Source organism: Actinokineospora sp. (assembly GCF_052390155.1).
Lineage (GTDB): Bacteria > Actinomycetota > Actinomycetes > Mycobacteriales > Pseudonocardiaceae > Actinokineospora.
On record NZ_JBQTHF010000017.1, the window covers coordinates 67,138 to 77,018 of the forward strand.

At 73.5% G+C, this 9,881-nt stretch carries 10 protein-coding genes; 9 read left to right on the forward strand and 1 reads right to left on the reverse strand.

Annotated elements, in window-relative coordinates:
- Positions 1 to 71: 71 nt before the first annotated feature.
- The 8 genes from ACT4N7_RS06615 to ACT4N7_RS06650 are packed head-to-tail and all read left to right on the forward strand — an operon-like array spanning position 72 to position 7,387.
- On the forward strand, positions 72 to 1,073 hold the full coding sequence (locus ACT4N7_RS06615) for a Gfo/Idh/MocA family oxidoreductase (protein ID WP_444827692.1): 1,002 nt from the start codon (positions 72 to 74) through the stop codon (positions 1,071 to 1,073).
- The gene (locus ACT4N7_RS06620) at positions 1,070 to 1,909 is read left to right on the forward strand and encodes a sugar phosphate isomerase/epimerase family protein (RefSeq protein ID WP_444827693.1); all 840 of its coding nucleotides are present in this window, start codon (positions 1,070 to 1,072) and stop codon (positions 1,907 to 1,909) included. The genes ACT4N7_RS06615 and ACT4N7_RS06620 overlap by 4 nt, the downstream gene beginning before the upstream one ends.
- Positions 1,897 to 3,171 (forward strand): M20/M25/M40 family metallo-hydrolase, encoded by a 1,275-nt coding sequence (locus ACT4N7_RS06625; RefSeq protein WP_444827694.1) that lies wholly within the window; start codon positions 1,897 to 1,899, stop codon positions 3,169 to 3,171. The genes ACT4N7_RS06620 and ACT4N7_RS06625 overlap by 13 nt, the downstream gene beginning before the upstream one ends.
- Positions 3,158 to 4,255, forward strand: coding sequence for an Ldh family oxidoreductase (locus ACT4N7_RS06630; RefSeq protein ID WP_444827695.1), 1,098 nt, complete (start codon positions 3,158 to 3,160; stop codon positions 4,253 to 4,255). Before ACT4N7_RS06625 ends, ACT4N7_RS06630 begins: the two co-directional genes overlap by 14 nt.
- Positions 4,255 to 5,169, forward strand: a complete 915-nt coding sequence (locus ACT4N7_RS06635; RefSeq protein ID WP_444827696.1) for a Gfo/Idh/MocA family protein — start codon at positions 4,255 to 4,257, stop codon at positions 5,167 to 5,169. Before ACT4N7_RS06630 ends, ACT4N7_RS06635 begins: the two co-directional genes overlap by 1 nt.
- 1 nt (position 5,170) lies before the next feature.
- Complete coding sequence (locus tag ACT4N7_RS06640) at positions 5,171 to 5,575, forward strand: DUF6917 domain-containing protein (RefSeq protein WP_444827697.1); 405 nt, start codon at positions 5,171 to 5,173, stop codon at positions 5,573 to 5,575.
- Positions 5,572 to 6,897: an FAD-dependent oxidoreductase gene (locus ACT4N7_RS06645; protein ID WP_444827698.1), complete on the forward strand. Its 1,326-nt coding sequence runs from the start codon at positions 5,572 to 5,574 to the stop codon at positions 6,895 to 6,897. The genes ACT4N7_RS06640 and ACT4N7_RS06645 overlap by 4 nt, the downstream gene beginning before the upstream one ends.
- 43 nt (positions 6,898 to 6,940) lie before the next feature.
- On the forward strand, positions 6,941 to 7,387 hold the full coding sequence (locus tag ACT4N7_RS06650) for a DoxX family protein (RefSeq protein WP_444827699.1): 447 nt from the start codon (positions 6,941 to 6,943) through the stop codon (positions 7,385 to 7,387).
- Between the two features lie 77 nt (positions 7,388 to 7,464).
- Here ACT4N7_RS06650 and ACT4N7_RS06655 read toward each other — a convergent pair whose 3' ends face one another.
- Positions 7,465 to 8,001 (reverse strand): EF-hand domain-containing protein, encoded by a 537-nt coding sequence (locus tag ACT4N7_RS06655; RefSeq protein ID WP_444827700.1) that lies wholly within the window; start codon positions 7,999 to 8,001, stop codon positions 7,465 to 7,467.
- Between the two features lie 443 nt (positions 8,002 to 8,444).
- Here ACT4N7_RS06655 and ACT4N7_RS06660 point away from each other — a divergent pair, with 443 nt between their 5' ends.
- Entirely contained in the window at positions 8,445 to 9,719 is a 1,275-nt protein-coding gene (locus tag ACT4N7_RS06660; protein ID WP_444827701.1) for a nucleotide sugar dehydrogenase, read from the forward strand.
- Positions 9,720 to 9,881: the final 162 nt, after the last annotated feature.

The following is a 9,881-nucleotide window of genomic DNA, read 5'->3' on the forward strand; positions in this document are numbered from 1 at the left end:
CACCGTGCCCGCCCGGGCGCCAGTGTTGAGTCCTGTCCCCTCACCCGCCCCGCCCAGGAGGTCCGGTCGCCATGCTGGGCACGCTCGTCGTGGGACTCGGCCGGGCGGGCACCGGCCTGCACCTGCCGGTGCTGCGCAAGCTCCGGCGCGAGTCCACGGCCCCGCTGAGCCGCGCGCCCGTGGTCGTCTTCGATCCACATCGGACGCTCGCGCCCGCGCCGGACGTCGTGGTGGCCCACTCGCCCGCGCACGCCGCCACGCTCACCGACCCGGCGCGCACCGTGGTGCACTTGTGCACGCCGCCGACCGCCCGGCTGGGTCCGCTGGCCGAACTGGCCGACCACGGGTTCCGGCGCGTGCTGGTGGAGAAGCCGCTGGCCGCCGACGAGCCCGGCCTGCGCGAGATCCTGCGGCTGCGCGAGGCCGCGGGGCTGGACCTGGTGCCGGTCGGCCAGTGGCGGTGCAGCGAGCTGACCAGGCGCGTCCTGGGCGTGCTGCGCGGGCGCAGGCTGGGCGGGCTGCGCTCGATCTCGTTCGTGCAGAGCAAACCGCGCTTCGCCCGGACCGCGGCGGGCGACGACCACCCCAGCGCGTTCGACATCGAGGCGCCGCACTCGGTCGGGCTGGCCCTGCTGCTCGCCGGGCCCGCGCTGGTCACCGAGGCGGGCTGCGGCGACATGCTGATCGGCGACACCGTGTACCCCGACCTGGGCGGCGCGTGGCTGCGGCTGCGGCACGGCAGCGGCGTCCTCACCCGCGTGCACACCGACCTGACCTCGCCGGTGCGCGAGCGGCGGATCACGCTGGAGTTCGACGCGGGCACCGCGGTCGGCCACTTCGCCGCCAGCGACGCCGACGAGTTCGCCCAGCTCCGGGTGCGCAGCCAGGCGGGTGAGGTGCACTCGGTGTTCCGCGACGACTCGCTCAAGGCGTTCTTCGTCCGCGCGTACCGGCATTTCGCGGGCGAGGAGCCGCTGGCCGACGAGCCCGCGACCGGCGCGGCCGTGGTGGAGCTGATCGCCGAGGCCAAGCGGCAGGCGGGCGTGCGCACGGGCGCCGGGGCGCTGCGGTGACCCCGGTCCTCGCGGGGATCGGCGACGAGGCGGGGCCCGCGCTGGCCGACCAGATCGCCGCCGTGACGGGGCTGGGGTGGGACTCGATCGAGCTGCGCACCGTCGACGGCGTGGCCTTGGCCGACCTGGACGGCCGCGCGTTCGACGAGGTGGCGGCCACCCTCGACGCGCACGGGCTGCGCACGGTCTGCGTGGACTCCCGCATCGGCGACTGGTCCAGCACGATCACCGGCGATTTCGGCCGCGACCTCGACGAGCTGCGCACCCTCGCGAGCCGCTGCGCCGCGCTGGGCACCAGGTTCGTTCGGATCATGTCCTACCCCAACGACGGCCTCGCCGAGGCCGAGTGGGAGCGGCGGGTGCTGCGCCGGGTCCGCGCGCTGGCCGGGCGCGCCGAGCAGTTCGGCCTGGTGCTGCTGCACGAGAACTGCGCGGGCTGGGCCGGGGCGGACGCGAAGCGGGTGCTGGCGATGCTCGCGGAGGCCGACAGCCCGGCACTGCGGCTGCTGTTCGACACCGGAAACGGCCTCGCCTATGGGTATTCCGGGCTCGACCTGCTCGCCGAGCTGGTGGAGCACGTGGCGCACGTGCACGTCAAGGACGGCCGCCCCGGCTTGGAAAGTCCTGAGTGGACTATCCCGGGCGCGGGTATCGCACAGGTCACGGACTGCCTGGACCTGTTGGCCCGCAACGGCTATCGCGGCGCGCTGGCCATCGAGCCGCACCTGAGCCTGCGTCCGCACGAACGCGACGGGCGGCCGGGCACCGCGGCGGGGTTCGCGGCCGCGGGCCGAGCGCTGCACGACCTGCTCGGGTCGGTGACGTGGCCGCGCTGACCGCCGCCGACCACGCGCTGCTGCTCCGGCTGCTCGACCTGCCCACGGCGGGCCCGCTGGAGTCCGCCGCGCCCGCGCGGATGTGGGCGGCACAGCGGGAGTACGCGCGGGCCGCCGCGGGGTTCACCGTGCTCCACCACGCCCCCGCCGACCGGGCCGACCTCGACCGGCCGGACGTCCCGGCTGCGGTGCGCGCGGCGGCCGACGAGCCGGGTTTCCTTGCCGGACAGCCGAATCTGGTGCTGCGCCGGGGCCCGGCGCGACCCCGGTCGCGCACGGTGATGTTCAACGTCCACCTCGACACGGTCGCGGGCCACGAGCCGGTGTCCTTCGACGGCACGGTGTTCCGCGGCCGGGGCGCGATCGATGCCAAGGGCCCCGCGGTGGCGCTGCTGGCGGGCATCCGTGACGCCGCCCGGCGGCACCCGGCGATCGGCACCGACGTGTCGGTGCTGGTGCAGGCCGTGTCCGGTGAGGAGGGCGGCGCGATGGGCACGTTCGGCACCCGGCCGCTTGTCGAACACGGCTACGTCGGCGCGCTCAACGTCTTCTGCGAGCCGACCGGCGGGCGCTATCTGCCGCGTGCCACGGCATCGGCCACCGCCCGGGTGCGCGTCGCCGGGTCCGGCGCCATCGACGACCGACCCGGCGACGGGCACAACGCGACCGTGCTGCTGGGGTTCCTGGCCCAATACCTGGCCGTCGAGTTGAGCGGCGGGGCCGGGCAGGCGTGCATCGCGGGTCTGCACACCGGCACCCGGCACAACCGGGTCTACGGCTCGGGCGAGCTGCTGGTGAACCTGGCCTACGCCACCGAGTCCGCGGGCGCGGCGCTCACCGCGACCCTCGACCGCGCGGTGTCCGACGGCCTCGACCGGTTCGGCGCGCGGTTCGCCGCCGTGCCCGATTTCGCCCGCACCGCGGCGGAGGCGTCCTCGGTGACCACAGTGGACTGGCTCAAGCGGGGCCTGCCCACGTTGTGCGCCAACGATCCCAATCTCGACGTGGTGCTGGCGGCGGCGGGTGTGCCGCGCTGGCCCGACGACGAGCCCGCCTTCACCTGCGACGCCATCTGGATGTCCGGGGTGCCCGGGACCGCGACCGCGGTGCTCGGCCCCGGCGACCTCGCCGCCAACAACGCGCACGCCGAGGGCGAGTTCGCCGCGCTGGCCGACCTGACCGCGTTCGCCGGGCAGGTGTCCCGCGTGCTGCGCGCGTTCGCCGATTCTCCGACCGGAACGGAACCCGATGACCGATCTTGACACCGCACCAGCCACCCGGGTCCGCGTCCCCCACGACGCGCTGCTCGACTTCACCACAGCCGTCTTCACCGCCCACCACGTGCCGCCCACCCGTGCCCGCGCCGCCGCCGAAGCCTTGTGCCACGGCGACATCACCGGCACCGACTCCCACGGCCTGGCCAACCTGACCCGGATCTACCTGCCTCTGCTGGAATCCGGCCGCTCGCCCGCCGACGCCGAGCCCAAGGTGCTGGCCGACCGCGGCGCCACGGTGCTGCTCGACGCGGCGGGCGCGCTCGGGCTGTGGCAGGCGGGCGAGGCGATGGACCTGGCCGCGCGCCGGGCCGCCGACTACGGGGTCGGCCTGGTGTCGGTGCGCGGGGCGACGCACTTCGGCTGCGCGGGCCACCACGCGCTGCGGGCGGTGGCGCACGGGATGATCGGCGTGGTCGCGGCCAACTGCGGCCACCAGCGGATCGCCCGGCCGCCGCGCGGGCGGGCACCGATGCTGGGCACCAACCCGCTGAGCGTGGCCGCCCCGGCGGGCGGGCACCCACCGTTCGTGTTGGACATGAGCACCACGGCGGTGCCGACCGGCAAGGTCCGCGCCGCCGCGCGCGCGGGCGAGCCGGTGCCCGCCGGGTGGCTGGCCGACGATCGGGGCGAGCCGGTGACCGACCCCGCGCGATTCGACAGCGGCGAGGCGCATCTGACGTGGCTGGGCGCGCCGGGCGGCGGCGAGTACAAGGGTTTCGGGCTCGGCCTGATGGTCGAGGTGCTGGCCGCGCTGGTGCCCGGGGCCGGACTCGGCCCACCCGCGGCCGGTCCCGCCGCCGACGACGACATCGGCTTCCTGGTGCTCGCCGTCGCGCCCGCCGCGGTGCGCGAGCCCGCAGGCTTCCACCGCGACGCGGACGCGCTGTTCGGTGCGGTGCTCGACTGTCCGCCGGTCGAACTGGGCGAGCCGGTGACCTATCCCGGCTGGCCGGAGGCCCGGCGCGCGGCGGACGCGGCCGCGCGCGGCGTGCCGCTCACCCTGGCGCTGTATGGCGAACTCGGCGAGGTGGCCGACCGGCTCGGCCTCGCGCTGCCCGGAGAGTGCTGATGCGCATCGGGATTGTCGGACTCGGCGTGATCTCCCGGTTCTACCTGGCGGCACTGCGCGAGAACGGGCCGCTGGGCCTGGGCGCGGTGTGCGACGTGCGGCCCGAGGCGCTGGCGCCGTTCCGCGACGAGGTGCCGTGCCTGCGCGACCACCGCGACCTGATCGCCGCGGGCGGGCTGGACGCGGTCGTGGTCACCGTGCCCAACGACCTGCACGCGCCCGTGTGCCGCGACCTGCTCGACGCAGGATTGCCGGTGTGCGTGGAGAAACCGCTGGCCACCCGGCTCGACGACGGCGTGGCGCTGGCCGAGTTGGCCGCCGCGCGCGGCGCGGTGCTGTTCACCTCGTTCCACCGCCGCTACAACGCGCGGGTGCGGGCACTGCTCGACGGACTGCCGCGCGACGTGCCGGTGGCGGCCGTGCGGGTGCGGTATCTGGAGCGGATCGAGGACCACGTCGGCGGCGACCGCTGGTACCTCGACCCCGCGCGCTGTGGCGGCGGCTGCGTGGCGGACAACGGGCCCAACGCCTTCGACCTGGCGCGGATGTTCCTCGGGCCACTCGAACTGTCTGATGTGGACATTCAGCGGGACGAGTCTGGAGTGGACCGTCAGGCCGCGGTCTCGCTGGTCGCCGAGTCGGGCGCGCGGGCGGCGGTGGAGTTGGACTGGAGCCATCCGGGCGAGGTCAAGGACGTCGAGGTCACCCTCGCCGACGGCACGGTCCGGTACGCGGACCTGCTCGCCGGGTTCCCGGGGTTCAAGCAGTCGCTGTGGCACGAGTACGCGGGCGTGCTGCGCGAGTTCGCGCACGTCGTGCACACCGGCGGCGTGGACCGGGCGGGCCTCGCCGCGCTGGCACTGGTCGACGCCGCCTATCGCACCGAGCGCACGGCACTGATCGGAGAGAGGTGACATGGTCGAGGACGGGGACAAGCGGACGGTGTCCGGCGTACTGGTGAAAGTGCTGGTGCACCGCCGAGACGACCGCGGCATGCGGCTGGAGGAGTTCGCCAGCCGGTGCGTGCGGCAGGGCGAGGTGCACGAGTTGGTCACCACCGACCACGGGGTGGGCGACCCCAGCATCGACCGGGTGGGGTTCCTCGGGTTCACCGAGATCGCCCACGGCGGCGTCATCGACCGCGGCGACGAGGTGCACATCGGCGGCCGGTACGTCGGCACGGTGCTGGGCTTCGACTCGTGCCACTTCCCCAACCACTACAACATCCTGATCCACCGGGACGCCCCGGTCACCGGCAGGCAGATCGAACTGACGCCCGAGTCCGCTGTCCATTTCGTCCAATCAGGACAGTCTACATGAGACGCGTGGTGATCGCGGGCGGCAGCCTGGCCGGTCTGCTCGCCGCGCGGGTGCTGCGCGACGTCGCCGACGAGATCGTCGTGGTGGAGCCCGACGACCTGCCCGACGGCCCGCACAACCGCGCGGGCTCCGCCCACGGCGAGCAGTTCCACATCCTGCTCGGCCTGGCGCAAACCCTGTTCGCGCACTGGTTCCCCGGCCTGCTCGACCGCCTGTTCGCCGACGGCGCCGTGCCCTGCGCCACCGACGACGGCCGGATGTTCGTCGACGGCCGGATGCGCCCCCCGATCCCGGGCGACCCGCTGCTGCCGATCCAGCGGCCGCTGTTGGAGTGGCACATCCGCCGCGAGGTCCTGGCGCTGCCCGCCGTGCGGCTCGTCGGCGACCGGGTGGTCGGGCTGACCGCGAACCGTGGCCGCGTCGACGGCGTCCGCCTCGCGTCGGGCGGCTCGATCGGGCCCGCGGACCTGGTCGTCGACGCGACCGGGCGGGCCACCCGGCTCGCGGACTGGTTGCTGCGGCTGGACTTCGAGCCGCCGCCGAAGCGCCGAGTCGGCCTGGATCTCGGTTACGCCACGGCGCTGTTCCACCGCTTCCCAGGCCAGCGCCTCGACGACCTGCTGGCTGTCCACTCGGTACGGTCGGCCGCGTGGGCTGAGCCCGGCGTGAGCTGCGTGGCGCCCGCGGGGCCGGACCGCTGGATCTGCACGGTGTCCGGCTACGGCGCCGACCGCCCCACCCGCGACCAGGGCGAGTTCCGACAGCGGTGCCTGCGGGAGCCCGCGGCCGGGTTCGCCGCACTGGTGCGTGACTGCGCGCCCACCGGACCGGTCGCGGTACACCGCTTCCCGCACAGCCTGCGCCGCGACTTCCACGAGCTGCGCCGATTCCCGGCGGGCCTGGTCGTGGTGGGTGACGCGGTGGCGTCGTTCAACCCGATCTACGGCCAGGGCATGCCGTCGGCCGCATTGCACGCCTCGGCGCTGGGGGCGTGGCTGGCCGGTGGAGAGGACGTGTTCGGCTACTTCCGCAGGCTGCGGGTGCTGGTGGACGCGGCGTGGCAGACCTCGGTGATCGAGGACTTCCGGCTGCCGCACGTGACCGGCGAACGACCGCGCGGCCACCGGCTGATACAGGCGGTGAGTGCCGCCATCAGTCGGGCGACCATGACGGACCCGGTGGTGGCACGCCGATTCGCCGACGTCATCAACATGCGGGCGCACCCGAGCGAACTCCGCCGCCCCGGCATCCTCGGCCGCACCTTCATCAGCGCCGTCACCGCGGGCCGCCCGGGCGTGGAGCGGCCCGATTTCAGGGCATAGGATGGCTGGCCCGGCCGTCGAGGATCATCGTGATTGGACGCCAGTGAGCGAAAAGTCAAACCTGAGCAGGGTCGCGGCGGCGTTCTTCCGCGACCGGGTGAGCGGACGCGCGGCGGTCGCCACGGCCGTGTTGCGCATCGTGACCGGCCTGTTCTTCGTGCTCGCCGCGATCCCCAAGTTCGCCGCCCACGACTTCGAGTTGGCCGAGTTCGCGCGGTTCGGGCTCCCCGAGTCGAGTGCCCTGGTCTACCTGGTCGGCCTGCTGGAACTCGGCGGCGGGCTCATGCTGGTCCTGGGCGTCGGCACCAGACTCGCCGCCCTCGGCCTGGCGGTGAACATGGCGGGCGCGATCGCGACCGCCGGAGTCAAGGTGGGCGGTCCGTTCCACCTCGGCGTGGCACCGGCCCTGCTGCTGGCGATGGTCTTCCTGCTCTGGGCAGGCCCGGGCGTGGCCGCACTGGATCGGCGGCTGGCGGCCGGAATCGGGTAGCCGGGCTGGTCCATTTCGGACAGACCGCTGCCCCCGAGGGAGTCCCTCGGGGGCAGCGGTCCGCGCGGGCGGCCGCGTCAGCGACCCAGCAGGGCGATGTCGTGCTTGCCCTGGTGGTAGTCGCGCACCGCGCTGACGAGTTCCTCGACGGTGAGCTGTCCGCTGCCGTCCTTGTCGATCTTCCTGAACGCGTCGTCGGCCTGGCGCTGGTCGACGCCGACGGCCTGCATCCACCGCTTGAACTCGGCCTGGTTGACCTCGCCGTCGCCGTCGGTGTCGCACAGGTCGACGATGGCCTCGATGGTCGGCCGCAGGTTGCGGTCGAACCCGGCGTCACCGCCCTCGACCAGTTCCCGCTCCGACACCTGGACGAACTGCTCCAGGCTGATCTTGCCCTGGCCGCCGACGTTCGCCTTGCCCGCCAGCTTGTCCCACATGCCGAGGTACGCCGACAGCAGGGCCCGCGCCTTCGGCGAGTTGTCCGGCTCGCCGAACGACTTCAGAATTCGCCGCGCTTCGGTCTCGTAGTCCGACCTGTCGATTGTCCCGTCTCCGTTGCTGTCCCAGAGTTCGAAACGACGCTTGAGGCGGCTGTCCTGGACGCTAGCGGTCACGACCGTGCTCCTTCGGATTGTGCGAGTTCCTAAGGTGGAGCCGAGCGGGTTGACGCCCTTCGGGAAGGCTCCGTGATTCCGACACTAGCAACGGCGGCGGCGGTGTCCACCGGTTTGACCAGCCCTTTTCGGGTGTATCGCAAGTCAGCCGATCGAGATACCTGTGACCGGCCCGCCGCGAGTACGATTTGCGCACCGTGAAATTGTCCGGTCAACAATTCACCCGGCAGGTCGCGCGAACACCACGCGGCCCCGCCGCCCGCCACTTACCGATAGGGTGAAATTACGTACCCGAATCGGCGACTGCGAGGGTGCCGGAATACGGCAAACATGGACGTCACGATCCCCGCAAACCCAGGGAGGAAAGCCATGCGGTTCGCACGTTCGGCACTCGCGGCGGTGTTCGCCCGCGCCGGGGCCACCACCGCAGGCAGCTTCCGCGCGTGAGCGCGCCGACGGAATGCCGCACCGCGGACCTGGTGGTCGTCGGTCTCGGCTATGTGGGGCTCCCCCTGGCCAGGCGGGCCTGCGCCGCCGGGCTCGCCGTCGTGGGCGTCGACACCGCGGGCGTCGTGGTCGACGGGCTGAGCGCCGGGCGATCGCACGTGCAGGACGCCGCCGACGCGGACATCACGGCCATGCTGCGCCGCGGCTTCACCGCCACCGCCGACTTCACCGCGGTGTCCACAGCGGACACGGTGGTGATCTGCGTGCCGACCGGGCTGGTCGACGGCGAACCCGACCTGCGCGCGGTGATGGCCGCGGGCCACGCCGTCGCCGCGCACCTGCGGCCGGGCACGCTGGTGGTGCTGGAATCCACCAGCTACCCGGGCACCACCGAGGAGGTGCTGCTGCCCATCCTGGAGTCCGCGGGCCTGGCCGCCGGGGTCGACTTCAACCTCGCGTACTCACCGGAGCGGATCGACCCGGGCAACGGGGAGTACGCGCTGGAGAACACCCCGAAGGTGGTCAGCGGGCTCACCCCGGTGTGCGCCAAGCGCTGCGCGGCGTTCTACGAGGAACTGGTCGATTCGGTGGTCGTGGCGGCCGGGCTGCGCGAGGCGGAGACGGCCAAGCTGCTGGAGAACAGCTACCGGCTGGTGAACATCGCGCTGGTCAACGAACTCGCCGTGTTCTGCGACCGACTCGGCGTCGACGTCTGGGATGTGCTGCGCTGCTCGGCGACCAAGCCGTTCGGCTTCCAGCCGTTCTCCCCCGGGCCCGGCGTCGGCGGCCACTGCATCCCGGTCGACCCGCGCTACCTGGCGAACCGGGCGCGCGCGGAGGGGCTGCCGTGCTCGATGATCACCACGGCGCAGGAGGTGAACGCGGGCATGCCCGGCTACGTGGTGCGGCGCGCCCGCGACATCCTCGCCCGCGACGGCGGCCGGGTGTACGGGTCGCGGGTGCTGCTGCTCGGGGTCACCTACAAGGCGGATGTCGGCGACCTGCGACAGTCGCCCGCGATCGGCGTCGTGCGGCAGTTGCGCGCCCTGGGCGTCCGGGTCGCCTATCACGATCCGCACGCCGATCAGTTCACAGTGGACGGTGTGCCGGTGGCTGGCGAGTCCGATGTGGACGCCGGGGTGCGGTCGGCCGATCTGGTGGTACTGCTGCAAAACCACCGCTGCCTCGACCTCAGCCGAATCGCCCGCACCGCCCGCGCGGTCCTCGACACCCGCGGCCAGATGGACGGCGACCGCGTCGAACGACTGTGACCGGCGGCCGGGGGGGCCGTAGTGGGGGGCAACCCGCGCGGACACAGCCGCCGTAAGCGGCCCCCCGCGGGGGGGTCAGCGGCGCCGCGCTGTCCGCCAAGGGCCAGCTCTACACCCTGGACGCGGGCTCGGGGAACGCCACCGCCGTCGGCGCCCCGGTCG

Coding starts and splice junctions, on each gene's coding strand:
- ACT4N7_RS06615 (WP_444827692.1), top strand. CDS start 72: ATGCTGGGCACGCTCGTCGTGGGACTCGGCCGGGCGGGCACCGGCCTG.
- ACT4N7_RS06630 (WP_444827695.1), top strand. CDS start 3,158: ATGACCGATCTTGACACCGCACCAGCCACCCGGGTCCGCGTCCCCCAC.
- ACT4N7_RS06635 (WP_444827696.1), top strand. CDS start 4,255: ATGCGCATCGGGATTGTCGGACTCGGCGTGATCTCCCGGTTCTACCTG.
- ACT4N7_RS06640 (WP_444827697.1), top strand. CDS start 5,171: ATGGTCGAGGACGGGGACAAGCGGACGGTGTCCGGCGTACTGGTGAAA.
- ACT4N7_RS06645 (WP_444827698.1), top strand. CDS start 5,572: ATGAGACGCGTGGTGATCGCGGGCGGCAGCCTGGCCGGTCTGCTCGCC.